The following is a 24,496-nucleotide window of genomic DNA, read 5'->3' on the forward strand; positions in this document are numbered from 1 at the left end:
TCGAACCGGTATGCGAAGGGCGAGGTCGGGGGCCGGCGACGGCCCCGCCGGCCCGCCCCGGCCGTCAGCGCACCGGCACTCCCAGCTCCTCGCACGCCGTCCGGAGCCGGCGCACGCCCTCGGTGATCTCGCCGGTGCCGGACGCCGACGCGAAGCTCAGCCGCAGATGCGCGGCGGGCGGCTCGGCGGCGAAGTACGGGCGGCCGGCCGCGACCGCGACGCCCGCCCGCAGTGCCGCGCCGGTCAGGGCCGCCTCGTCGGTACCGTCCGGCAGTCGCAGCCAGAGGTGGTAGCCGCCCGGCGGGACGTACAGACCGCCGGGCACCGGGTCGTGGCCGTACGCCGGCCCGGGCCCCGCTTCCGGCCCGGCGAGCGCGGGCAGCTCGTGGTGCAGCGCGGCGGTGAGGGCGTTCCGGCGGGCGGTCAACTCCCCCGCGATCAGCCGCAGATGGCGGCCCCAGGCGGGCGAGCCGACGAGCTCCAGGGCGGCTTCCTGAAGCGGCCGGGGCACGAAGAAGCTGTCCACGACCTGGATGGCGCGCAGCCGGTCGAGCACCGGTCCGCGGGCCGCCAGGGCGCCCACCCGCAGATTGGCCGAGGTGGCCTTGGTCAGCGAGCGGACATGGACGACCGTGCCGTCCCGGTCGTCCGCGATCAGGGTCGGCGGCGGCGTGGGCGAGTCACCGTGGACCAGCAGCCGCGCGAAGTCGTCCTCGATCACGAAGGCGCCCGCCGCGCGCGCCACCCGCAGCACCTCGCGCCGCCGCTCCGCGGCCAGCACCGCACCGGTCGGGTTCTGGAACAGCGGCTGGCAGACGAAGAGCCGTGCGCCGCTGGCGCGGAAGGCGTCGGCGAGCAGATCCGTACGGACCCCGTCCGCGTCGATCGGTACGGGCACCGGGCGCAGCCCCGAGGCGCGGGCCACGGCCAGCATGCCCGGGTAGGTCGGGGACTCGACCAGTACCGGGGCACCGGGTGCGGCGAGGGCCCGCAGCGCGGCGGTCAGCGCGCTCTGGCCGCCCGCGGTGACCAGGACATCGCTGGCGGCGAGCGGGCCGCCGGACCCGGCGATCTCCCGCGCGAACCAGGCCCGCAGCTCCGGCACCCCTTCGACCGGCGGCCGCCCCCAGGCGCCCGGCCGGCGTCCGGCCCGGGCCAGCGCGGCACCCAGGGCGCGTTCGGGCTGGAGATCGGCGTGCAGATAGCCGCCGTTGAGCTCGATGACGCCGGGGCCGGGGACACCGAGGGTGGCCACCACGCCCGAGGCGTCGACGCTGCGCGGCACCTGGTCGCCGGCCGGCTCCGCGCTCAGCGCGATCTCCTGCCAGGAGGTGTCCACCGGCCGGGGCGCCTCGCTGCGCGGCTCGGCACGGAAGGCGCCGGCGCCCGGCCGGGTGGTGACCAGTCCCTCCGCGGCCAGCTCGGCGAGCGCACGGGAGACGGTCACCGGGCTCACCCGGTGCCGCTCCACCAGCGCACGGCTGGAGGGCAGCTTCTCACCGGGAGAGTAGCGATTCAGCTCCGTACGCAGGATAGCGGCCAGTTCGGCACCACTGCTACGCTCTTGCATGAGAGACAACGATAGCGCTACCGCCACCGCCACGATAGCGGTCAGCACCCCGGACCCCGCCGGGCAGGGCACCCGGGCCACCGCCGGGCAGGAGCCCCCGACGACCACCGCCAGCCCCGCCCGTGGCGCCCTCGTCAGCCGTGGGGCCCTGCTGGCCGTCCTGGGCGTGGCCGCCTTCTCGCTCACCTTCCCCGGGACCGCCTGGGCGCTGGAGGGCATGGGCCCCTGGACGGTGGTGATGCTGCGCAGCGTGCTGGCCGCCGTAGTGGCCGGTGGCGCGCTCGCCGTCTTCCGGGTGCGCCTGCCGGAGCGCCGCCACTGGGCGGGTATCGCGGTGGTCGCGGGCGGTGTCGTCCTCGGCTTTCCGCTGCTGACCACCCTCGCCCTGGAGACCTCCACCACCTCGCACGCGGCCGTCGTGGTCGGCCTGCTGCCGCTGACCACGGCCGCCTGCTCGGCCGTACGGACCGGGGTCCGGCCCTCCCGTACCTTCTGGATCGCCTCGCTGGTCGGCGCCGCCGTCGTCATCGGCTTCGCGGTGCAGCAGAGCGGCGGGGCGCCGGGCCGCGGCGATCTGCTGCTGTTCGCGGCGCTGCTGGTGTGCGCGGCCGGCTACACCGAGGGCGGCCGGCTCGCCCGCCATATGCCGGGCTGGCAGGTGATCGGCTGGGCGCTGGTCCTGGTGCTGCCGGTGACCGTGGCGGGCGCGGCGGTGGCGCTGTCCACCGAGCCGTTGCGGCTCACCGTGCACTCGGTCGGCGGACTGCTGTGGCTGGCGTTCGGCTCGCAGTTCCTCGGGCTGGTCGTCTGGTACCGCGGAATGGCCGCGATCGGCATCCACAAGGCGAGCCAGCTCCAGCTCGCCCAGCCGCTGCTGACCCTGGTCTGGTCCGTACTTCTGCTGGGCGAGCGGCTGCCGCCGGCCGCTCCGGCGGCGGCGCTGGCGGTCCTGGCGTGCATCGCGGTCACCCAGCGGACCCGCGGCTGACCGGCACCGGACGCCGGGCGGAACGGGATGGCTCAGGACTTACCGGGTGCAGCCGTCCCCTACGGACGTAAACTTGCCGCGAAGGCAGATACCGCCGTCCGGGCTGCTCCAGGCCCGTAAACCGTTGAAACCGTTGGCCGTTCAACCGTTGGCCGGCACGCCGTCGGCCGAACCGGTCGCGCGGCCGCCCCGAAGCGGGGAGGACCCTCATGCACGCAAGCAGGGGCGACCGGCTGGTGGTGCACGGCAGGACCGTCGGGCATCACGACCGGGTTGTCGAGATCATCGAGGTACTGGGCACGAACGGCGACCCGCCCTACCGTGTCCGCGCCGAGGACGGGCATGAGGCGATCATGTCGCCCGGCCCCGACTCCGTCGTCCGGCACGGCAAGACCAACGACGTGGACACCGGCCGGTAGCCGGACCCCGTACACGCAAGGCCGCCGCGGCCGCGCGGACGGTGCCACCGCCCGCGCGGGCCGCCACCGGGGCCGGTCCGTCGCGCCCTGGGGTGCAGACACGGTCTAGGTCCGCGCCGCGCTGCCGTAGTGGTCGCGCACGACCCGTGCCATGGCACCGGCCCGGTCCCTGGCCACCTCCTTCGCCGAGAAGTAGACATGGCCGCCGACCTGCGGGTAGCGGCGGGCGAAGGTGAGGTGGCGGGAGAGTTCGGCCGGGTCCTTCCAGGCGGCGGGCTGGGTGTCACCGGCCTTGTAGAGGGCCTCGCCGATGTAGAGGTCCACATCGGTGCCGTCGACGGTCCGCGCCCACCAGGGCACGAGTTCGGCGTAGTCGGCGGGCGCGGAGCCGAGGGGCCAGTAGACCTGCGGCACGATGTAGTCCAGCCAGCCCTCGCGCACCCAGCGCCGGGTGTCGGCGTACAGATCGTCGTAGGTCTGCACCCCGGCCTTGGTACGGGACCCCTGCGGATCGGTGCCCTGATTGCGCCAGACCGCGAACGGGCTGACCCCGAACCGCACCGTGCGCCCGGACCGCTCGTTCCCGTCCCGCAGCTTCTGCGCCATCTCGTACACCAGCCGGTCGATGTTGTCCCGCCGCCAGGCTGCCCGGCTCGCGAAGCCGCTGCCGTACTCCTCGAACTCCGCATCGTCGTCGAAGCGCTGCCCGGCGACCGGATACGGATAGAAGTAGTCGTCGAAGTGCACCCCGTCGACGGGGTAGCGCCGCACCGCGTCGAGCATCGCGTCCTGGACGAAGCCGCGGACCTCCGGCAGGCCCGGGTTGTAGTAGAGCTTGCCGCCGTACGGGAGGACCCAGTCGGGGTGCCGGCGGGCGGGGTGGCCGGAGACGAGGCGGCCGGGGTCGGTGTGGTTGGCGACCCGGTACGGGTTGAACCAGGCGTGCAGCTCCAGATCCCGCCGGTGGGCCTCGCGGACCGCGAAGTCCAGCGGGTCCCAGCCGGGGTCGCGGCCCTGCTGCCCGGTCAGATACTGCGCCCAGGGCTCGTACGGCGACGGCCACAGGGCGTCCGCGGTGGGCCGCACCTGGAAGAACACCGTGTTGAGCCGGCGGGCGACGGCCGTGTCGAAGTGGGCGCGCAGTTCGCGCTGTTGCTCGGCGGGCCCGAGTTTCGCGCTGGAGGGCCAGTCGAGGTTGGCGACGGTCGCCAGCCACATGCCGCGCAGCTCGCGGCGCGGCGCCCGGCTCCCGGACGGCGCCGCCGCACCGGTGGCGAGCAGCGCGGAAGCCGCCCCCCACACGGCCGTGGCAAACGTTCTGCGTGTCATCCGTCTCATCAAAAGTCCCCAAGTTGTCCGGTTCATCCCGTCTGGGGGCTCAGAATGCCCGCCCCGGCACCCGTGGCCCAGCACCGCGCGGAGTAACGTCGGGGTCGAGGCGGGTGCCGGACCCTTACGGCGTACCGCCGGTCCTGAAGATCAGCGAAAGGCACGATGTGACCGACATCGAACGCGTCGGAGTGGTCGGCTGCGGCCAGATGGGCGCAGGCATCGCCGAGGTGTGCGCCCGCGCCGGACTGGACGTCATGGTCGCCGAGACCACCGGCGAAGCTCTGGAGCTGGGTCGTACCCGTTTGACCAACTCTCTCGGCAAGGCCGCCGAGCGCGGCAAGATCACCGCCGCGGAGCGCGACGCGACGCTCGGCCGGCTCAGCTTCACCACCGACCTCGGGGAGTTCGCCGACCGCGACCTCGTCATCGAGGCCGTGGTGGAGAACGAGCAGGTCAAGACCGAGATCTTCCAGGTCCTCGACCAGGTGATCACCCGGCCGGACGCCATCCTGGCCTCCAACACCTCGTCGATCCCGCTGGTGAAGCTGGCGGTCGCCACCTCCCGCCCCGACCAGGTCATCGGGATCCACTTCTTCAACCCGGCCCCGGTGCAGAAGCTCGTCGAGCTGATCCCCGCCCTGACCACCGGCGAGGAGACCATCAAGCGCTCCGAGGCGCTGGTGCAGGACGTGCTGGGCAAGCATGCGATCCGCGCCCAGGACCGCTCGGGCTTCGTCGTCAACGCGCTGCTCATCCCGTATCTGCTCTCCGCGATCCGGATGTTCGAGTCGGGCATCGCCAGCCGCGAGGACATCGACAACGGCATGGAGATGGGCTGCGCCCACCCGATGGGCCCGCTCAAGCTGACCGACCTGATCGGCCTGGACACCGTGGCCTCGGTCGCCGAATCGATGTACCACGAGTACAAGGAGCCGCTGTACGCCGCTCCCCCGCTGCTCGCGCGGATGGTGGATGCGGGGCGGCTGGGCCGGAAGTCCGGTTCGGGGTTCTACTCGTACTGAGCGGGCCCGGAGACACCGCCAAGTACCGCCGCTCACAGCCGAATTCCCGAGCGCAGCACCGACGACGGTGCTGCGCTCGGGCGGTTGTGGGCGGTGCGGCCGGGCCGTGGTCCGGCAGTGGTGACCCTGCGTGCTCCGCACGGGGACATGGCCCGGCAAGCGTCCTTGATCGCTGGCAGACTGGCCCCGACCTGGACATGGTTCACGAAGGGGAGTGAGCGCCACATGGATGCCGATCAGGCCCGTGCCCGAATTGCCGCCCTACAGGCGGCCGATGACGCGGTGTCGGACACCGGTGAGTGCGACCGTTTGTGGGCGGCGCTGGAGACCGTACGGCCCGAGGAGATCCTCGGCACCTGGAAGGGCACCGGGATCAGCACCGGCCACCAGGTGGAGGGCCTGCTGGCCCAGGCCCGCTGGTACGGCAAGACCTTCCACTCCGTCGACCGGGTCGAGCCCCTGATCTGCCGGGACGAGCACGGCGCGCTCTTCTCCCACACGGAGCTGGCCAAGGGCGAAGCGAGCCTGTGGATGGTGGAGTTCCGCGGGGAGACGACCGCCACGATGGTCTACGACGGCCAGCCCGTACTCGACCACTTCAAGCGGGCTGGCGACGACACCCTGCTGGGCGTCATGAACGGCAAGAACGTCCTCGATGACGGACGCCACTTCTACTTCCTCCTCGAACGCGCCTGAAGCCCCCACCCCTTGCCCTGCCGACGGCGCCCCGCGCGGGAGACGCCCCTCCCGGCCGGCGCGCACGGCAGCCACGAGCTCAAGGAAGACGTACGTGCGGATACAAGCAGCCCTGGTGGAGTCCCCCGGCGGCCCCTTCACCCTCCACTCTCTTCACCTCGACGCACCACGGCCGGACGAAATCCTGGTCCGTATCACCGCCACCGGCATCTGCCACACCGACCTGGCCATGCGGCAGGTCTGGCCCCGGGAACGGCTGCCCATGGTCTTCGGCCATGAGGGCGCCGGCGTCGTCGAGGCCGTGGGAGACGCGGTGACTACTGTCGCCCCCGGTGACACCGTCTGCCTCACCTACCGCAGCTGCGGAGCCTGCGACCCGTGCACGACCGGGGGCCCGGCCTACTGCGAGCAGTCCGGCGCCCTCAACGCCCTCGGCTCCCGGCCCGACGGCAGCGCGCCCCTCTCCCACACCGACGGCACCCCGGCCTACGGCAGCTTCTTCGGCCAGTCCGCCTTCGCGACACACTGCCTGACCACCGCGAGCAACACCGTCAAGGTCCCCGCTGATCTCCCCCCGACCCTGGTCGCGCCCTTGGGATGCAGCGTCCAGACCGGGGTGGGCACGGTCCAGAACGTCCTCCGGCCGTCCCCGGGCGCCACCCTGGCCGTCTTCGGAGCCGGCAGCGTCGGGCTGAGCGCCCTCATGGCCGCCGTCGCCGACGACCACACCGTCATCGTCGTCGAACCCCTCGCCACGCGCCGCGCGCTGGCGAAGGAACTCGGCGCCGCAGCCGTCATCGATCCCACCGCGGAGGAGGACGTGGCGACGGCCGTCCGCGACCTCACCCACGGTGGACCGCACTACGCCCTCGACACCACCGGCCAACCTGCCGTCGTGTCCCAGGCCATCGGCGCCCTGCGCCCACGGGGAACGCTCGCCCTGGTCGGCATCGGCTCCGCACAGTTCGACACCATGCCCGTGCTGACCAAGGGCCTCACCCTCCGGGGCGTCACCGAGGGGGACGCCCTCCCCGCCGTGACCATCCCCCATCTGATCAGCCTCCACCGGCAGGGAAAGCTCCCCCTCGAAAAGCTCATCACGGCCTTCCCCTTCACCGACATCGAGACCGCCGCCGAGGCCTCGCTGGCGGGCCATGTCGTCAAACCGGTCCTCACCCACGGCTAGGGCCTGATCCACACGACAGGCCCTAGCCGTACGGGCCGTTCCGGACCGCTCCTCCGCCCACCCCGCCTCGCGCCTTCCGGTGCGAGGCGTTGTGCTGTGCCCTCGCCTCCCACCGCATCCGGTTCCCGCCGTCCCCCAAATCACCCTGTAAACGATCTAGTTGACGATGTATCCATTTGCCGGTCTCATGCGTCTCACTTGTGAAAGGACCCTCACACTCCCCCCACAACTACATACGGAGGACCCATGCACAAGGCCCTGCCCGTGGCCGCGGCGCTCGCGGTGTGCGCGCTCGCCGCCTTACCCACACAAGCGGCGACGGTCACCACGAAGGGAAGGGGGTGGAAGCTCACGACCCAGCTCGGCGTCACCAGCCTCAGCCCCGGCCGCCAGTACACGATCACGTTCGCCACGTCCGCCATGAAGACCCGCTACACGCCCTACCTGACGGCCGCGGTGTCCCAGGCCAAGGCCGCCGGGCTGAAGCTCGCCATCGGCGGCGTCGAACCCGTCAACCCGGCGAAGTGCGGACCCGTGGGGCACATCCAGTTCACCGAGCTCTACCGGCCGCTGGGCCGCGCCGGCTACAGCCAGGGCATGCCCTGCCCGAACCCGTCCAAGGGCGTCGGCACCGGCGGCATCGTCGCCATCGACTCCGAGTACTGGGACGGCACCTGGCCGATACCCGCGTACAAGCTGCGGAACACGCTGGTGCACGAGCCGCTCCACGCGCTCGGCCTGGACCACCCCAACCTGGACCTCAACAAGGACGGGAAGACCGCCGACTACGAATGCGTGGCCGCCCCCTCCGGCGAGACCCCGATCATGTGCTCACCCAACGGCGGCTACCGGACCGCCCCCGGCACGGGACGCCTCACCGGCTTCGACCTCGACGGCCTGAAGGCGCTGCTGGCCAACGCCCGCGCCCAGGGCATCAAGTAGAGCGACCGGCCGCGCGGCCCGTAGGGTCCGTCCCGTGCGTACCATCACCGACGCCCTGGTGAGGGCACCGAGGAGCGGTTGATGCCTGACGGGGACCAGCCGGATACCGCGCGCCGGGCCGGTTACGGGACGGTGGCCACGGAGCTCTCCTTGCTGAGCGACCAGCGGCTCAAGGAAATGGTGGCATCCGCCGTGCCGCTCGGGTCCGGTATCGGCGGCAGGTCGGCGGAGCTGGAGATCGCGGGGACCCGCGTCTTCGTCAAGCGGGTGCCCCTGACGGAGGTCGAGTTGCGGCCGGAGCATGTGCGGTCGACGGCGAACGTCTTCGGGCTGCCGACGTTCTACCAGTACGGGGCGGGCTCGGCCGGGTTCGGTGCCTGGCGGGAGCTGGCGACGCACACCCTGACCACCCACTGGGTTCTCGGGGGCGCGTACGCGGGCTTCCCGCTGATGTATCACTGGCGGGTCCTGCCCGACTCCCCTCCCGAAGGGTTCACCGACGAGTTCGGGGGTGTGGACGGGGCCGTCACCCATTGGGAAGGATCACCGGCGGTGCGCGACCGGCTGGAGGCCATCGGCCGGTCCTCGTCCAGCCTGGTGCTCTTCCTGGAGCATGTGCCGCACACCCTCGCCGGATGGCTGGCCGAGCACCGCGACGCCGCCGTGACGGACGGCGGACAGGGCCCGCCCCACGCCTGGGTGGAAAAGGCTCTGGTGCGCGGGACCGCCTTCATGAGCGCGCGTGGACTCGTCCACTTCGACGCCCACTTCGCCAACATCCTGACCGATGGCCGCCGGCTCTACTTCGCCGACTTCGGACTCGCCCTGAGCTCCCGTTTCGACCTCGCGGCCGACGAGACCGAGTTCCTCGCGGACCATCTCGCGTACGACCGCTGCTACACCGTGACCCATCTGCTCCGTCAGCATCTGCTCGACGGCGGGCGCGGTGCCACGGAACGCGCGGCCTTTCTGCGCGACTGGGTCGCCGGCCGACGGCCCGGCGGCCTCCCGCCCGAGATCGCCGCCCTCCTGGACCGGCACGCCCGCCCCGCCGTCGTCCTGGACCGCTTCCACCGCCGGCTGCTCACCGAGAGCAAGCGGACGCCCTTCCCGGCGGCGGAGATCGAACGTGCCCTGGGTGCCGGGTCCACAGGCATGGGCTGAGGCCACGGTCCGGAGGCGGCCCACGGCCGTCCGCCCGCCGCTCGGGGGAGATACCGGCGGGCGGACCCCGGGCCGGCGGGCGCCCGTCCGCCGGCGTCGGCCCCCGTGGCATCTTCGAGTGAAGCGCGCGGCGGGCGCTTACGGGAGCGTGTGAACCGGGCCTCTCGGGGTGCGCGGTTCACACCCCGTGTGAAGGGCCGCCGCCGCGCCGTCACGCCGGGTCACTTCACACGGGGTGTGAAGCCCAGACCCGTATCTCCCCGCCGCACACGCTCCCGCCCTCCGCCGCAGCACAGTTGACTTAAGGCCCGTACGGACCCCGAAGCAGCCGACCGAAGGAATGAGGAGCGGACCGTGACCGCCCACCCCGAACCCGACCTGGTAACCGCCGACTTAGCCGAGCTGAGGCGTCAGCTCGATGTCCGCACCGCCCGGGTCGACGGCCACCTCGCACTGCTCGCCCAGCGCTCCACGCAGTACGAGCGGGACGCGGAGGACCTTCAGGCCCGCGTCACACGGCTGGAGAGCACCCGCTGGCCACTGCCGTCCCTCGCCGCACTCACGGGGCTCGCGGCGCTGGTGGTGGCGGTCTGGCAGGCCCTGGGCCGATGACCGCCGGCCACGGTCACCGGCCGGTGCCGGTCAGCCCGACCGGAGGTGATGCAGCATCAGCAACGCGGCGGCCATGTTGGCGGCCGGCACCTCCCCCCGCGCCACCATGTCGGGCACCAGCTTCAGCGCCACCCACTCCCGCCGCTCGGACTCGAAACCGTCCTGGGGCGGGCCGGTGTACTCGCCCTCCTCGGACCAGTAGATGTGGTGCCGCGCGTCGGTGAGGCCGTTGGACGGCTCCACGGACAGCAGATGGTGGAGGGGCCCGGGGCGCCACCCGGTCTCCTCCTCCATCTCGCGGGCGGCCGCCGCCGCGGGGTCCTCACCGTCCTCGACGACGCCCGCGGCCAGCTCCCAGCCCCAGGTGTCGGTGATGAACCGGTGCCGCCACAGCAGCAGCACCTCGTTGGCCTCATTGACCACGGTCGCCACGGCGACGGGCCGCATCCGGATCAGATAGTGGTCCAGCCGGCGGCCGTCGGGCAGTTCCACATCGGCCAGATTGACCCGGAACCAGGGATTCGCATAGACGGGCTTTTCGCTGAGATTGTTCCAACGCACGTAACTGCCACCTTCCGCTGTAGGGCCGGCAAGGTGACACGAGCCCGGTCAGGGGCGTGTCCTACGCCCTACAACGGAACGCGCAGCACCTCGTCGATGAGATCGGCAGCCTCGTCCGTCGCGGAGCTCCCGGTCTCCGCCAGATGTTCGCGCACCGCCCGCAGCCGGTCCCGCAGCCGTTGCGACTCCATGCCGCGAGCCTGCTCCGTCATCTCCGCGGCATTGGCCACGGCCCGGTCCGCATCGCCTTGACGCAGCTCGATATGGGTGAGCATGGCCAGCCGGTGGACCCGGCCGCGGTCGTGTGCGGGGGTGTCGACGGCGGCGTCCGCCTGTTCCCGGGCGGACCGTAAGTCACCCAGGCTGAGCAGCGCCTCCGCCACCTGTACGTTCACCAGGCCGGGCTGGACATAGCCCGTCTCCGCCGGTTCGAGACCGGGCCGGATACGCTCCGCGGCCGCCTCCGCGCGCCGGATGCACGCCAGCGCACCGGCGCCGTCGCCGAGCCGGGCGTAGGACTTGGCCTGCATCGCGTAGAGGTCCGCGGAGAGCGCCGGGGTGATCTGCGGACCCGCGGCCCGCAGCGCCGCCTCCGCGAAGGCGACCGCCTGGCGGTATTCCCGTACGAAGAGGGACTGATTGACCAGCAGCGCGATGACATACGCGCCGAGGCCGCGGTCCCCGCTGGCCTTGGCCAGCCGGAGCGCCTGATGGAAGTAGCGCTGGGCCAGCCCGAGAGCGTCCGAGTCGTACGCGCAGATGCCGGCGACCGCGACCAGTCCGCCGGTCGCCCGGTGGAGCTGACGCCCCGTCGCATCGCTGTAGCTGCCCCGCAGCAGCGGCGCCGCCTCGGCGTTGAGGAATCCCACGATGCGTGCTCTGGTAGCGATACCACCCGCCTTCCGGTACATCGCCTCGTAGTGCGTCCGCGCGGTGCGCAGCATCTCGATGTCGGCCATGCCGACCCGGGTCAGCCCGTCACGCGAGACATCGGAGTCCTCGGGCGGGTTCTCCCACTCCCATACGGGGATGACCGCCGAGGTGCCGGTGAGCGCCGGTGCGTCGAGGATGTGCGGGCGCTGCTGCTCATCGGACCGCCACAGCGCGGTGGCGCGCTCGACGAAGCCGGAGAGCGGGGTGTCGGCGGCCCGTCGCGACCCCGGACCGCTGAACCCGATGTCGGCGAGCCCGACCGGCCGGTGCAGCCGCTCCCCCAGGATCTCGCAGATCAGGTCGGGCACCTGCCCCCGCGGCCGCTGCCCCTTCAACCACCGGGCCACCGCGGTGTGTTCGTACCGCAGCGCCAGACCGCGGCGCCGGCCGAGCTGGTTGATCCGCGCGGCCAGTCCCGCATGCGAGATACCGGACTCGTCGAGCATCGCGTCCAGCAGGGTGTTGGGCTCCATACCGGCCTCCCGGTGAGCCGGGCCCGTCCCGCGGACCGCCGGCTCATGGCCTCGTCGACAGGACCACTCCGTCAGTTGAGCGTAGTGAACGCCCCTTCACACGGGGTGTGAAGAGCTGCGGCGCCCTCACGGGGCACAGCCCCGCAGCATGTACGCGATCACCGCATCGAGGCCGGAGGCGACCTCCTCCGGGGAGAGCACTCTGCTCATCGCGAAGCTGGCGAAGCCGTGCAAGGTGGTGAACACCGGAATGGCGATGCTGTCGACGGGGCCCTCCCGCACCTCCCCGGCGCGCTGCCCCTCCGCGACCACCTCCTCCGCCATCGCTCCCAGCCGTTGCGCGGCCTTGACCAGCGCCTCGGACGCCGCCGGGTCGTGCTTGATCGTGTACATGAGGTCGATCAGCTGCGCGTTGGCGACGGCGAAGTCCACGTAGGCGCGAACGAACCCGCCGAGCCGGTCGGCGAACGTCGCGCCCGGCTCCCGGGACGCGGCCAGGGTCTCGTCCAGACGGTCAAAACCGGCCAGCGCCAGCGCGTCGAGCAGCGCCTGCTTGTCCTTGAAGTGCCGGCTCGGGGCGGCATGACTGACGCCGAGGTCGCGGGCCAGCTCCCGCAGGGACAGGGCGCCCGGCCCCTTCTCGCGGAGCGTCTGCTCGGCGCGGGTGAGCAGCGCGGCGCGCAGGTCTCCGTGGTGGTAACGACGAGTCTGCATGGCCGCCATCCTATCCCCCATGTGTTCACTGGCTACATTGTTGCCAGTGCCATCATTGTTGGCGTTGACATCATTGTTGACGTTGCCTACATTGAAGCCATGACGCACACCCCGAAGTGGAACACCACCGACATTCCCGACCAGACCGGCCGCACCGCCATCGTGACCGGCGCCAACAGCGGACTCGGCATCGCCACCGTCGAAGCCCTCGCACGGGCGGGCGCTCATGTCGTCCTCGCCGTACGGGACCTCAAGCGCGGCGAGTCCGCCGCCGCCACCGTGCGGGGCGCCCGCGGCACCGTCGAAGTCCGCCGCCTCGACCTGGCCGACCTCGCCTCCGTCCGCGCGTTCGCCGCCGCCTGGCAGGACCCGGTCGACCTGCTGATCAACAACGCCGGAGTCATGAACATCCCGGAGTCCCGGACGAAGGACGGCTTCGAGATGCAGTTCGGCACCAACCACCTCGGCCACTTCGCGCTGACGAACCTGCTGCTGCCGCACCTCACCGACCGCGTGGTGACCGTGGCGTCCGGCGCCCACCGGCTGCCCGGCAACCACATCCACTTCGACGACCTGAACCTGACCGGCGCCTACCGCCCCGTCACCGCCTACAGCCAGTCCAAGCTGGCCAACCTGCTGTTCACCCTGGAACTGCAACGCCGTCTCGCCGCCACGGGATCGCCGGTGCGCGCCCTCGCCGCACACCCGGGCTGGGCCGCCACCAATCTCCAGGGCGCCGACGCCAGCGTGCTGCGACGCGCGGTGATGCTGGTGGGCAACCGGCTGATCGCACAGGACAACAAGGCCGGCGCGCTCCCCACGCTCTACGCCGCCACCCAGGACCTGCCGGGCGCCTCGTACGTCGGCCCGGACGGGCTCGGCGAGATGCGCGGCGCACCGACGCTGGTCGGCAGAACGGCCGCGGCCAGCGATCCGGCGAGCGCCCGGCGTCTGTGGCAGGCCTCCGAGGAGCTGACCGGCGTCACCTTCCCGTCGCCGAGCGGCCGGGAGGTCACGGAAGGCGCACGGTAGGCGGGGTGGTGCCGGCCGCCCGCGCCGGCACCCGCACCCGGTCGTTGCTCAGCATCAGCAGCGCCACATCGTCCGTCAGCCGTCCGCCCGCATGCCGCAGCAATGCCCGGCGCACATTCCCGACCACCCCCGCCGGCGAGGGCCCGCCCGGGGCGGCGGCCGCCGCGACGCTGCTGCGCAACTCCTGGGTCAGCGGAAAGAACTCCCCCGCCGCGTCCCGCGCATCGGCCGCCCCGTCGGTGTGCAGAAACAGCCCCTCCCCGGGCCGCAGCTGCCCACAGCGCACCGCCGACAGCTCGGCCGGCAACGGGAACAGTCCCAGCGGCGGCATCGGATCGGCCGGGGCGACCGGCGCGACCGCCTGGCGGGCGATGCGATAGGGCCACGGATGCCCGCAGTTGAGCGCCGTGACAGACCCGTCCGGGGCCACCTCCACCAGCAGCAGCGTCACGAACTCCTCGGCGAGCGGGCCGCCCGGCTCCCCACCGGCCGCGGGCCGTCCGGGGCGCGCCCGCTCCCACAGATGCCGCTGGTGCGAGCGCTCCAACCGGCGCAGCACATCCCCCAGTTCGGGCTCGTCGTGCACCACTTCACGGAAGCTGCCGAGCATCGCCGCGACCGTGCCCATGGCGTCCAGCCCGTGCCCGCGCACATCCCCGATCACCGCCCGGACCCCGTGCCGGGTCCCCACGACCTCGTACAGGTCCCCGCCGACCACGGCCCCCTCGCTCGCGGAGAGATGGTCGGCCGCCAGCAGCACCCCGTCGATCCGCCGCGGTAACGGCCGCAGCAGCACCCGCTGCGCGGTGGCGGCGACCTCCCGGGTCCGCTCCAGCTCCCGTACGAGCCGCAGCCGCCGCCCGGCGGTCAGATAGCTGGCACCGATCACCGCGAGGACCGCGCCACAGGTCATCAGGCGGGTGCCCCACCCGGCGCCGGGCTCCACCTCGCCGAACGGCACCAGCGCGAGCAGCGCGCACAGCCCGCCGAGCAGCACGCACTGGCGGCGGCCGGTGCCCGCGCAGGCGATGGCCGGTGCGGCGGCGAGGAGTTGCAGCATTCGGCCGCTGGTCGGGTGGCTCAGCTCCCAGGCCACCACGCAGAGGACCCAGAGGCCGGGCAGGACGAAGACGAAGGCGCGCCGGGCGCTTGCCGCCCCGGCGCGCGCGCCACGCCTCGCCCGGTGTCGGATCATGCCGATGGTCTCCCTAGCCGGTCGTCCCCCAGGTGCTGAGCGGATCGGTCCGGCCCGCTGCCGCGGTCACACGGGCCCTGCCGACCCGGTCGATTCTCGCGACGTTCCGTGTCCATCCGACGACGATACGTACATCATCACCCGATGGGGTGATGGTGTGCGGATCCGATCGTCTCCCTCACGGCACCGGCCGTCGCACCGCGGCCCCCGCGCCCCACCGCACCCGGGAACCTGTCCGCCGCACACCGAAAGGGGTGAGGGCGTGGACGGTCCGTACCGTCCACGCCCTCACCCCGTTGTGCACGCCGTCGCGGCGCCGCGGGCCACGCTCAGCCGCGCAGCACCGCTCCCGTCCGCTCCACGGCCACCGCGACCGCCGCGTCACGGGCCGCCGAGGCCTCCTCGGCGGTCAGCGTCCGGTCGGCGGCGCGGAAGCGCAGCGCGTACGCCAGCGACTTCTTGCCCGCGCCGATCTGCTCACCGGTGAAGACGTCGAACAGCCGCAGCGACTCCAGCAGTTGACCCGCACCGTCGCGCAGCGCGCCCTCGACCTCCGCCGTCGGGACACCGGCGTCGACCACGAGGGCGACGTCCTGGGTCGCGACCGGGAAGGCCGAGATCTTCGGGGCGCGCAGCGGGCCGGTACCGGCCCGCTCCAGGCGGTCCAGGTCGATCTCCATCGCGCAGGTGCGCTCCGGCAGGGCCAGCGTCTTGATGACTCGCGGGTGCAGCTCACCAGCGTTGCCGACGAGGATCTCCTCGCCGTCGGCGACGGCGAGCAGCGCCGCACAGCGGCCCGGGTGGAACGGCGCGTGCTGGTCCTGCCGGACGATCAGCTCCACACCCGCCTCCCGTGCGACCGTACGGCCCGCCTCGATGGCGTCCGCCCAAATCGCGGGGCGTGCGGAGCCCCACCAGCCGTCCTGCTCGCGGCCCCCGGCGAGCACCACGGCGGCGCGCCGCGGCTGCTGCGGGAGGGAGGCGTCCAGCGAGGCGATCTCGTCGTCGGTCGGCCGGCGGTCGACGACCAGCCGGCTGGCCGGCTTCTCGTCGCCGGTCGCCCGGAAGACCGGTCCGGTCTCGAAGAGCGCCAGATCATGGGTGCCGCGCCCGTAGTTGCGGCGCAGCGCGTTCAGCAGGCCCGGGATCAGCGTCGTACGGAGGTCGGGCTCCTCGTCGGAGAGCGGGTTGACGAGGGTGACCGCCGCGCGGCGCGGGTCGTCCGGCTCGATGCCGAGCTGGTCGAGCACGTGCGAGCCGGTGAACGGGTAGTTCAGCGCCTCGACATAGCCCGCACCGGCCAGCGCCCGGCCGACCCGGCGGTGCAGCCGCTGACGCTCGGTCAGCCCCCGGCCGGCGGGCGGCTTCGGGAGGGTGGAGGGCAGGTTCTCGTAGCCCTCCAGGCGGATGACCTCTTCGGCCAGGTCGTTGGGCTCGCTGAGGTCCGGCCGCCAGGACGGCACGGTCACGACCAGCTCGTCCTGCCCGTAGACGTCACAGCCGACCTGCTGGAGGCGGCGGACGACGGTCTCCCGGCCGTAAGCGACACCGGCGACCTTGTCCGGGTGGCCGGCGGAGAGGGTGATCGTGCGCGGCCCGCGGGGCGTGACGACCTCGGTGACGCCCTCCCCTGCGGTACCGCCCGCGAGCAGCACCAGCAGGTCGACGGTCCGCTGTGCCGCTGCGGACGCGGCCTCCGGGTCCACCCCGCGCTCGAAGCGCTTGGCGGCCTCCGAGGAGAGCTTGTGCCGGCGGGCCGTACGGGCGATGGACAGCGCGTCGAAGTGCGCGGCCTCGATCACGACGTCGGTGGTGCCGCGCACCTCGCCGGTCCCGGCGTCCGCGGCCGGGGCCGCGATCTCGGTGTGCGCGCCGCCCATGACGCCCGCGAGGCCGATCGGGCCGCGGTTGTCGGTGATGACCAGGTCAGCGGCGTCCAGCACCCGCTTGGTGCCGTCCAGGGTGGTCAGCTTCTCACCGGGGGCCGCCCGGCGGACGCCGATCGGGCCGTCCACGCTGGTGCGGTCGTAGGCGTGCAGCGGCTGGCCGAGCTCCAGCATCACGTAGTTGGTGATGTCGACGGCCAGCGAGACCGGACGCATTCCGGCCTTCTGAAGGCGGCGCTGCATCCACAGCGGGGTGCGCGCGCCGGGCTCCAGACCGGTGACCGTACGGGCGGTGAAGCGGTCGCAGCCGAGGGGGTCGGAGACCTGGACGGGGTAGCCGGTGGAGTTCGGCGGCGGCACGTCCAGCAGCGCCGGGTCGCGCAGCGGCAGGCCGTACGCGGTGGCGGTCTCACGGGCGACGCCACGCATCGACAGGCAGTAGCCGCGGTCCGGGGTGACGGCGATGTCCAGCACCTCGTCGACGAGCTCCAGCAGCTCGATGGCGTCGGTGCCGACCTCGTACTCGGGCGGCAGCACGATGATGCCGTGCGAGCCGTCGTCGCCCATGCCCAGCTCGTCGCCGGAGCAGATCATGCCGTGCGACTTCTTGCCGTACGTCTTGCGCGCGGCGATCTTGAAGTCGCCGGGCAGCACGGCGCCGGGAAGCACGACCACGACCTTGTCGCCGACGGAGAAGTTCCGCGCGCCACAGACGATTTCCTGCGGCTCGCCGGTGCCGTTGGCCTGGCCGACGTCGACCGTGCAGAAGCGGATCGGCTTCTTGAAGCCCTCCAGCTCCTCGATGGTCAGCACCTGGCCGACGACCAGCGGACCCTTGAGGCCCTCGCCGAGGCGCTCGACGGTCTCGACCTCCAGGCCGACGGCAATGAGCTTGGCCTGTACGTCACGGCCGGTCTCCGTCGCCGGCAGGTCGACGTACTCCCGCAGCCAAGAAAGCGGGACCCGCATCAGATCTCCATCCCGAACGGCCGGGTGAACCGGACGTCGCCTTCGAACATGTCACGCATGTCTTCCACGTTGTGCCGGAACATCAGCATCCGGTCGATGCCGAACCCGAAGGCGAAGCCGCTGTACTTCTCGGGGTCGACGCCGCAGGCGATGAGCACCTTGGGGTTGACCATTCCGCAGCCGCCGAGCTCGATCCAGCCCTCGCTGGAGCACGTACGGCAGGGCCGGTCGGGGTTGCCCACGGACTCGCCACGGCAGACGTAGCAGACCATGTCCATCTCGGCGGACGGCTCGGTGAACGGGAAGTAGTTCGGCCGCAGCCGGGTCTTCATGTCCGGACCGAACAGCGCCCGGACCATGTGGTCGAGGGTGCCCTTGAGGTCGGCCATGGTCAGGCCCTCGTCGACGGCGAGCAGCTCGATCTGGTGGAAGACCGGGGAGTGCGTGGCGTCCAGCTCGTCGGTGCGGTAGACCCGCCCCGGGCAGACGACGTAGACGGGCGGCTCGCGGTCGACGAGCGTACGGGCCTGCACCGGCGAGGTGTGGGTGCGCAGCACGACGCCGCTCTCGTCGCCCTCGGTGCCTCCCCCGGACTCCGTCTGGGAGGTGCGCCCGCCCTGGACGAAGAAGGTGTCCTGCATCTGGCGCGCCGGGTGGTCGGGCACGAAGTTGAGGGCGTCGAAGTTGAACCACTCCGCCTCGACCTCGGGGCCCTCGGCGACCTCGTAGCCCATGGCCACGAAGACGTCCGCGACCCGCTCCATGAAGGTGGTCAGCGGATGCCGGGCGCCGGCCGGGGTGCGGTCGTAGGGCAGCGTGACGTCCACTGCCTCCTCGACCAGCACGCGGGCGTCGCGCTCCGCCTCCAGCTCCTCCTGGCGGGCCTTGAGCGCCTGGTTCACCCGGCCACGGGCCTGGCCGACGCGCTTACCGGCGTCCGCCTTGGCGTGCGGGGGCAGGGCGCCGATCTCACGGTTGGCGAGCGCGAGCGGCGAGCGGTCGCCGGTGTGCGCGACCTTCACCTCACGCAGCTCCTCAAGATCGGCCGCGGCGGCGATGGCGGCCAGCGCCTCGTCCAGCCGTGCGGCGATCTCTTCCGGTTTCAGGGCTTCGACCTCGACAGGGTCGTACGACTTATTGGGTGCGGACATCTCTTCCCGTGCTTCCGGTGGACTGGCTTGGCTTGGCTCGCTTCGCCTCGGCTCCTCGATCACAAAGGTCGGATGCCGAGCCCGCGCTGTGCCCGCGATGCCTGTGCGCCAAAGGTGCCAAAGGTCAAGTCTAAGGGGGACGGCCGCGCGGCCGGTCCGAGGGCGTGTCTTTCGGATCGGCCCGGATCAGGCCGCAGCGTCTGGTGCGGTGCATCGCAAGGCGGAGCACCACCCTCGGACTGGGTGTCCGTGGGTGATGCGACAACGCCGCGAGGTGCCGTGCCAGACGTCGCGGGCCCGGGCTGATCCGAAAGACACGCCCGAGCCCCCGCGGGGCGCCCGCCGCTTCCGCTTCAGATCATGAAGGCCGGGGTCGCGACGGGCAGGCTAAATCGGAACTGCGCGCCGCCGGCCGGCGCCCGGCCGACCGTGATCGTCCCGCCGTGCGCCTCGACGATGCCCTTGACGATGTAGAGGCCCAGGCCGGTGCCGCCGCGCTTGCTGCCCCGCCAGAAGCGGGTGAACACGCGGCTCATCGATTCCTCCGGGATGCCGGGGCCCTCGTCGCTCACGGTGACGCTCGTCCCCTCCGTGCTGGTCGCGTCCGATACCGGTCCGACCTCGATGGTGACCGTTCCCTCGCCGTGGCGCACCGCATTTTCCAGCAGGTTGCCCAGCACCTGGTCCACCTTGTCCGGGTCCGCCCACAGATCGGGCAAAGGTTCCAGCATCCGGATCAGGAAGCGGTCCGGGCGCTGGCCGGCGGTGGTCTGCGCCTGGACGTGGCGGCGGACCGCGGCGCTCATGTCGACCCGCTGGCGGCGCACCTCCAGCCGCCCGGAGTCGATCCGGGAGATGTCCAGCAGCTCGGCGATCAGCCGGGTGACGCGGTTGGCGTCGGCGTCCACCGTCTCCAGCATCAGCCGCTTCTGGTCGTCGGTGAAGCGTTCCCACTTCTGGAGGAGGGTGGCGGTGAAGCCCTTGACGGAGGTCAGCGGCGAGCGCAGTTCATGGGCGACGGTGGCGATCAGCTCTGCATGGCTGAGCTCCGTACGCCGCCGGGCCTCGGTGCCGCGCAGCGCGATCACCAGCCGCTGGACGGGGCCGGTCGGGCGGCTGCGGACATAGCGGGCGGAGACCAGCACCTCACGGCCGCCGAGCAGCAGATTGCGCTCGGGCTGGCCGCGGCGGATGGCGAGCCCGCCGTAGGGGTCGGTGAGCCGCCACCAGCGGCGGCCCTCGATGTCCTGGAGCGGCAGGGCGTGTTCGAGGGGGCGGCCGACGGCGTCCTCGGGGGCGATGTCGGTGATCCTGGCCGCGGCGGCGTTGAAGCAGATCACCCGGCCGGTCTCGTCGGCGACGACCAGGCCGTCGGGCAGATCGTCGGGGTCCAGTCCGAGACCGGTCCCCAGGGCCGCCGGCTCTCCGGCCGGAGCGGGCGGCTGACCGCCCGCGAGCCCCTCGGACCGGCGGCCGTCAGCAGTGGTCGTGGTGCCGGAAGTCCTCACACTCATCCCCGTTACCCCCTTCCGGGCCCCCGAGCACGCAAGCCTACTAGCTCGCATGGGAAGTGCCCCGAAGATCGGGGGGACACCCCTCAGGCGGGTGACACCGCGCGGCAGCCGCCGGGGCTGCGCTGGGCGCGGGCGGAGGCGTAGAGGCAGACCGCGGCGGCCGTCGCGAGGTTGAGGCTCTCGGCCCTGCCGTGGATCGGGACCCGCACCACGGCATCCGCCAGCGCCCGGGTCTCCTCCGGCAGTCCCCATGCCTCGTTGCCGAAGACCCAGGCGGTGGGCCCGCCCATCGAGCCGGTGTCCAGCTCGGCGTCCAGGTCGCGGTCGCCCGCGCCGTCGGCGGCGAGGATCCGTACACCGGCCGACCGCAGTCCGCTCACCACCCGCTCGACCGGGACGCCCACCGCGACCGGCAGGTGGAAGAGCGAACCGACCGAGGCCCGTACGGACTTGGGGTTGTACAGGTCCACGGAGGCGTCGGTCAGCACCACCGCGTCGGCGCCCGCGGCGTCCGCGCAGCGCAGCACCGTGCCGGCGTTGCCGGGGTCACGGACGTTGGCGAGCACCGCGACCAGCTGCGGGCGGGCGGCGAGGATCTCCTCGAACGGCGAGTCGAGGAACTCGCAGACGCCGAGCAGCCCTTGAGGGGTGACGGTCTGGGAGATATCGGCGACGGTCCTGTCGTCGGCGTGGTGGATCCGCACCCCGGCCGCGCGGGCCGCCTCGATGATCTCGGTGTGCCGCTCGGCGGCCTCGACGGTGGCGAACAGCTCGATGAGCGTGGGCGTACCGCCGGTGCGGTGCGCGATGGCCTCCCGTACGGCCTGCGGGCCCTCGGCGATGAACCGGCGCTCCTTGCCGCGGAAGGCGCGGCGGGCCAGCCGCCGGGCGGCGGTGACGCGCGGGGAACGCGGGGAGATCAGCTCGGGGGTGCCCATGGGCGGCGGCTCGCTTCTGTTGTTCGGTGCGTGGGGGTCCCGGTCCGTGCGCACGGGCCGGGCCGGGTCCGGAAAAGCGGCGGACCCGCAGGCCGGGGCCTGCGGGTCCGTCATCACGTCGTCAGGCTGAAGTTCAGGCAGCCTTCGGGGCGTTGACGTCGCTCGGAAGCGCCTTCTGCGAGGCCTCGACGAGCGCGGCGAACGCGTTGGCGTCGTTGACCGCGAGGTCGGCCAGGATCTTGCGGTCCACCTCGATGTTGGCGGCCTTCAGACCCTGGATGAAGCGGTTGTAGGTCATGCCGTTGGCGCGGGCAGCGGCGTTGATGCGCTGGATCCACAGCTGACGGAAGTCGCCCTTGCGCTTCTTGCGGTCGTTGTAGTTGTAGACGAGGGAGTGGGTGACCTGCTCCTTCGCCTTGCGGTACAGGCGGGAGCGCTGGCCACGGTAGCCGCTGGCCTGCTCGAGGATCGCCCGGCGCTTCTTGTGGGCGTTGACTGCCCGCTTGACGCGTGCCACTTGTTAACTCCTTGTAGCGGGGCCGTGGTTGTCGTCACAACGGCCCGAATCGATTGGGTCCCGGTCCGAGTCGCGCGCCCCCGGCAGCGGGGCGCGTCGGCTCACTTGCCGAGAAGCTTCTTGATCTTCGCGGCGTCGCCCGGGGCCATCTCGGCGTTGCCGGTGAGGCGACGCGTCACGCGGGACGACTTGTGCTCGAGCAGGTGGCGCTTGCCGGCGCGCTCACGCAGCACCTTGCCGGAACCGGTGACCTTGAAGCGCTTGCTGGCACCGCTGTGCGTCTTGTTCTTCGGCATGCGCCGTTCTCTCCTCGTCATTGGCGCTCCCGCAGGCACGGACCGGCGAGCGGGAGCGTCATGTATATCGATTGATGTCCGGGGCGGGGCGCCCCGGCGCGAACCGGGGCCGACGCCTCGGGGTCACGCCCCGGTGGGCTCCTCGGCGGGCTCCTCCGCGGAAGCTCCACCGTGGCGCTCCGCCTTGCGGGCGGCCTGCGCCTCACGGGCCTCGGCCATCGCCTCGGTCTTCTTCTTGTGCGGACCGAGGACCATGATCATGTTTCGGCCGTCCTGCTTCGGATTCGACTCGATGAAGCCGAGGTCCTCCACGTCGGACGCGAGCCGCTGCAGCAGCCGGAAGCCCAGCTCGGGGCGGGACTGCTCGCGACCACGGAACATGATCGTGATCTTGACCTTGTCACCCTGCTTGAGGAACCGGACGACGTGACCCTTCTTGGTGTCATAGTCGTGCGGGTCGATCTTCGGCCGGAGCTTCATCTCCTTGATGACCGTGTGCGCCTGGTTCTTGCGCGCCTCACGGGCCTTCATGGCCGACTCGTACTTGAACTTTCCGTAGTCCATGAGCTTGCAGACCGGCGGACGGGCGTTCGCCGCCACCTCGACCAGGTCGAGGTCGTACTCCTGCGCAAGCTCCAGGGCTTTGGCAAGCGGCACAATGCCGACCTGCTCGCCACTGGGACCGACGAGTCGCACCTCGGGGACGCGAATCCGGTCGTTGATGCGGGGCTCGGCGCTGATGGATCCTCCTCGGTAGCACCACGCGACGGCCTGGCGGACTGCCGCGTAACGTCTTTTCGGTGTGACCAACCGCGCCGGGTACATGAAAAACGCCCCGGACGGGACACAGGCGGGGCTCCACGTGGATCTGGAGCACCGCCGCGAAGTCTCCGCGGGGCGCAGCCGGACCGTTGACCCGCCAACCGTGAGGTCGGTCGGGTGGGAGATCGGAGCCTCCACTTGTGGGCCGGTCACATGCGTGTCCGGCCGGTCGGAACACCAGAATACACGAGTCAAGGGGTGACACCCACTTCTGTGCCGGCGCCGACCCGGCCGGGACCGGGATGGCGCTCCCGGACGCGGGCTCCTGGCGCGCTGCCCATAGGCTGGAGGCGTCCCCTCAGCAGGAAGAAGCCCGAAGACATGAGTGACCAGACCCCGCAGCAGCCCGACGCAGCGCACGCGGCGAATCCCGACTTCGACGCCATGACCCGTGACATCGCGGAGGTGCCGGCGGTCGAGGTGATCACCACGGTCGCGGTGCATCTGATGAGTTCGGCGGCGGTCAACCTCGGGCTCGCCGAGGAGGGCGCGGCGCACAAGGACCTCGACGAGGCGCGCAAGCTCATCCAGGCGCTGGCCGGGCTGGTCACCGCCAGCGCCACCGAGATCGGCTCGTACCACGCGGCCCCGCTGCGCGACGGTCTGAAGTCGCTCCAGCTGGCCTTCCGCGAGGCGTCGGTGGTGCCGGACGAGCCGGGCCAGGGCCCCGGGGAGAAGTACACCGGCCCCGTTTTCGGCTGAGCCGGGCGGCGGAGCGCCGCACACACGCGATGACGAGCCCCGGCCGGGATGCGGCCGGGGCTCGTCGTGTGTGCGGTGTGGGCGCTTCGCCTCAGGGCCCGTCGTCGGCGGGCTCGTAGGGCATCGGCTCGTCGGCGACGAGGACCGGCTCGTGCGGCGGATGGGTGACCTGGTGGACCACTGCCGCGATGGCGGCGCCGATCAGGGGGGCGACGATGAACAGCCACAGCTGGGTGATGGCCGCGCCGCCCGCGAAGAGCGCCGGGCCGATGGAGCGCGCCGGGTTCACGCCGGTGCCGTCGAGCGGGACCCCGATGAGGTGGACGGCGGCCAGGGCCAGACCGATGGCCATGCCGTTGAAGCCGATCACGGCCACCTTGTGGGTGACCGACAGCCAGACGTAGACCAGCAGGAAGGTCATCAGTATCTCGGCGACGAAGGCACCGCCGAGGTTGAGATGGACCGCCGAGCGGTCGCCCCAGCCGTTCGTGCCGAAGGAGGCATGGGTCTGGAGGCCCGGGATCTGCTTGGCGACCAGGAAGAGCAGGGCCGCGCCGGCGATGGCGCCGACCACCTGGGCGATCCAGTACTCGGCGGCCGTCCGCAGGGTGATCCGGCGGGCCAGCAGCATGCCCAGGGTCACCGCGGGGTTGAAGTGGCTTCCCGAGATCGGGCCGAGGGCGTAGGCCAGCGCCACCATGGTGAAGCCGAAGGCCAGGGCGATGCCGAAGGTGCCGATGTACTCGCCCGCCAGCACTGCCGAGCCGACGGCGAAGAACACCAGGAGCAGGGTGCCGAGGAACTCGGATACGACCGTGCGGGTCAGTACCGACGAGATCTCCGTTTTCTCCATGGGGGCTCT

The 24,496-nt window shown here is 72.0% G+C and carries 24 protein-coding genes; 10 read left to right on the forward strand and 14 right to left on the reverse strand.

Annotated elements, in window-relative coordinates; all coding sequences use genetic code 11:
* Positions 1–64: 64 nt before the first annotated feature.
* Positions 65–1,570 (reverse strand): aminotransferase-like domain-containing protein, encoded by a 1,506-nt coding sequence (locus tag TU31_RS21200; RefSeq protein WP_042157042.1) that lies wholly within the window; start codon positions 1,568–1,570, stop codon positions 65–67.
* On the opposite strand from TU31_RS21200, the gene TU31_RS21205 reads away from it, so the two are divergent.
* Positions 1,569–2,558: a DMT family transporter gene (locus tag TU31_RS21205; RefSeq protein WP_042157044.1), complete on the forward strand. Its 990-nt coding sequence runs from the start codon at positions 1,569–1,571 to the stop codon at positions 2,556–2,558. The two genes, TU31_RS21200 and TU31_RS21205, sit on opposite strands and share 2 nt — an antisense overlap.
* A 209-nt stretch (positions 2,559–2,767) precedes the next feature.
* A complete protein-coding gene (locus TU31_RS21210; protein WP_042157046.1) occupies positions 2,768–2,977 on the forward strand; it encodes a DUF1918 domain-containing protein in 210 nt (69 codons plus the stop codon).
* 105 nt (positions 2,978–3,082) lie between these two features.
* Here the strand turns inward: TU31_RS21210 and TU31_RS21215 are convergent, their stop codons facing one another.
* Positions 3,083–4,315: a glycoside hydrolase family 10-like protein gene (locus TU31_RS21215; RefSeq protein WP_042157048.1), complete on the reverse strand. Its 1,233-nt coding sequence runs from the start codon at positions 4,313–4,315 to the stop codon at positions 3,083–3,085.
* Between the two features lie 158 nt (positions 4,316–4,473).
* On the opposite strand from TU31_RS21215, the gene TU31_RS21220 reads away from it, so the two are divergent.
* The 6 genes from TU31_RS21220 (at position 4,474) to TU31_RS21245 (ending at position 9,931) form a co-directional block, all read left to right on the forward strand.
* Positions 4,474–5,331, forward strand: coding sequence for a 3-hydroxybutyryl-CoA dehydrogenase (locus TU31_RS21220; protein ID WP_042157560.1), 858 nt, complete (start codon positions 4,474–4,476; stop codon positions 5,329–5,331).
* 225 nt (positions 5,332–5,556) lie between these two features.
* Positions 5,557–6,027 (forward strand): DUF4334 domain-containing protein, encoded by a 471-nt coding sequence (locus TU31_RS21225; protein WP_042157050.1) that lies wholly within the window; start codon positions 5,557–5,559, stop codon positions 6,025–6,027.
* A gap of 94 nt (positions 6,028–6,121) precedes the next feature.
* Positions 6,122–7,213, forward strand: a complete 1,092-nt coding sequence (locus TU31_RS21230) for an NAD(P)-dependent alcohol dehydrogenase (protein WP_042157051.1) — start codon at positions 6,122–6,124, stop codon at positions 7,211–7,213.
* A 246-nt stretch (positions 7,214–7,459) separates the two neighbouring features.
* Positions 7,460–8,155 carry a zinc metalloprotease gene (locus TU31_RS21235; RefSeq protein WP_042157054.1) on the forward strand — a complete coding sequence of 232 codons (696 nt, stop codon included), beginning with the start codon at positions 7,460–7,462 and terminating at the stop codon, positions 8,153–8,155.
* A gap of 81 nt (positions 8,156–8,236) precedes the next feature.
* Positions 8,237–9,319 (forward strand): protein kinase family protein, encoded by a 1,083-nt coding sequence (locus TU31_RS21240; protein WP_042157056.1) that lies wholly within the window; start codon positions 8,237–8,239, stop codon positions 9,317–9,319.
* Between the two features lie 354 nt (positions 9,320–9,673).
* Positions 9,674–9,931, forward strand: coding sequence for a hypothetical protein (locus TU31_RS21245; protein ID WP_042157058.1), 258 nt, complete (start codon positions 9,674–9,676; stop codon positions 9,929–9,931).
* A 30-nt stretch (positions 9,932–9,961) separates the two neighbouring features.
* On the opposite strand, the gene TU31_RS21250 is transcribed toward TU31_RS21245, so the two are convergent.
* The 3 genes from TU31_RS21250 to TU31_RS21260 all read right to left on the reverse strand — a co-directional run bounded on the left by TU31_RS21250 (position 9,962) and on the right by TU31_RS21260 (position 12,612).
* Positions 9,962–10,492, reverse strand: coding sequence for an NUDIX domain-containing protein (locus TU31_RS21250; RefSeq protein ID WP_042157060.1), 531 nt, complete (start codon positions 10,490–10,492; stop codon positions 9,962–9,964).
* 68 nt (positions 10,493–10,560) lie between these two features.
* The gene (locus tag TU31_RS21255) at positions 10,561–11,898 is read right to left on the reverse strand and encodes an NsdA family TPR-like regulatory protein (RefSeq protein WP_042157062.1); all 1,338 of its coding nucleotides are present in this window, start codon (positions 11,896–11,898) and stop codon (positions 10,561–10,563) included.
* A gap of 126 nt (positions 11,899–12,024) precedes the next feature.
* The gene (locus tag TU31_RS21260; RefSeq protein WP_042157562.1) at positions 12,025–12,612 is read right to left on the reverse strand and encodes a TetR/AcrR family transcriptional regulator; all 588 of its coding nucleotides are present in this window, start codon (positions 12,610–12,612) and stop codon (positions 12,025–12,027) included.
* A 99-nt stretch (positions 12,613–12,711) separates the two neighbouring features.
* Here TU31_RS21260 and TU31_RS21265 point away from each other — a divergent pair, with 99 nt between their 5' ends.
* A complete protein-coding gene (locus TU31_RS21265) occupies positions 12,712–13,644 on the forward strand; it encodes an oxidoreductase (RefSeq protein WP_042157064.1) in 933 nt (310 codons plus the stop codon).
* Here TU31_RS21265 and TU31_RS21270 read toward each other — a convergent pair.
* The 8 genes from TU31_RS21270 to infC all read right to left on the reverse strand — a co-directional run bounded on the left by TU31_RS21270 (position 13,625) and on the right by infC (position 22,935).
* Entirely contained in the window at positions 13,625–14,839 is a 1,215-nt protein-coding gene (locus TU31_RS21270; RefSeq protein ID WP_042157066.1) for a PP2C family protein-serine/threonine phosphatase, read from the reverse strand. The two genes, TU31_RS21265 and TU31_RS21270, sit on opposite strands and share 20 nt — an antisense overlap.
* A gap of 329 nt (positions 14,840–15,168) precedes the next feature.
* Entirely contained in the window at positions 15,169–17,694 is a 2,526-nt protein-coding gene (gene pheT / locus TU31_RS21275) for a phenylalanine--tRNA ligase subunit beta (protein ID WP_042157069.1), read from the reverse strand.
* Positions 17,694–18,845, reverse strand: coding sequence for a phenylalanine--tRNA ligase subunit alpha (pheS, locus tag TU31_RS21280; RefSeq protein ID WP_042157071.1), 1,152 nt, complete (start codon positions 18,843–18,845; stop codon positions 17,694–17,696). Before pheS ends, pheT begins: the two co-directional genes overlap by 1 nt.
* A gap of 353 nt (positions 18,846–19,198) precedes the next feature.
* Positions 19,199–20,359: a sensor histidine kinase gene (locus TU31_RS21285; RefSeq protein ID WP_042157072.1), complete on the reverse strand. Its 1,161-nt coding sequence runs from the start codon at positions 20,357–20,359 to the stop codon at positions 19,199–19,201.
* An 83-nt stretch (positions 20,360–20,442) separates the two neighbouring features.
* Positions 20,443–21,297: a TrmH family RNA methyltransferase gene (locus TU31_RS21290; protein WP_042157564.1), complete on the reverse strand. Its 855-nt coding sequence runs from the start codon at positions 21,295–21,297 to the stop codon at positions 20,443–20,445.
* Between the two features lie 133 nt (positions 21,298–21,430).
* Positions 21,431–21,814: a 50S ribosomal protein L20 gene (gene rplT, locus TU31_RS21295; protein ID WP_018087732.1), complete on the reverse strand. Its 384-nt coding sequence runs from the start codon at positions 21,812–21,814 to the stop codon at positions 21,431–21,433.
* Between the two features lie 101 nt (positions 21,815–21,915).
* Entirely contained in the window at positions 21,916–22,110 is a 195-nt protein-coding gene (gene rpmI / locus TU31_RS21300) for a 50S ribosomal protein L35 (protein WP_016576627.1), read from the reverse strand.
* 123 nt (positions 22,111–22,233) lie between these two features.
* Positions 22,234–22,935 (reverse strand): translation initiation factor IF-3, encoded by a 702-nt coding sequence (gene infC / locus TU31_RS21305; protein ID WP_078885884.1) that lies wholly within the window; start codon positions 22,933–22,935, stop codon positions 22,234–22,236.
* A gap of 318 nt (positions 22,936–23,253) precedes the next feature.
* Between infC and TU31_RS21310 the strand changes: the two genes are divergently transcribed.
* Positions 23,254–23,634, forward strand: a complete 381-nt coding sequence (locus TU31_RS21310) for a DUF1844 domain-containing protein (RefSeq protein ID WP_042157078.1) — start codon at positions 23,254–23,256, stop codon at positions 23,632–23,634.
* 91 nt (positions 23,635–23,725) lie between these two features.
* Here TU31_RS21310 and TU31_RS21315 read toward each other — a convergent pair whose 3' ends face one another.
* A complete protein-coding gene (locus tag TU31_RS21315) occupies positions 23,726–24,487 on the reverse strand; it encodes an MIP family channel protein (protein WP_042157080.1) in 762 nt (253 codons plus the stop codon).
* Positions 24,488–24,496: the final 9 nt, after the last annotated feature.

The sequence above is a fragment of the Streptomyces lydicamycinicus genome (genome assembly GCF_000829715.2).
In the GTDB taxonomy this organism is placed as follows: Bacteria; Actinomycetota; Actinomycetes; order Streptomycetales; family Streptomycetaceae; genus Streptomyces; species Streptomyces lydicamycinicus.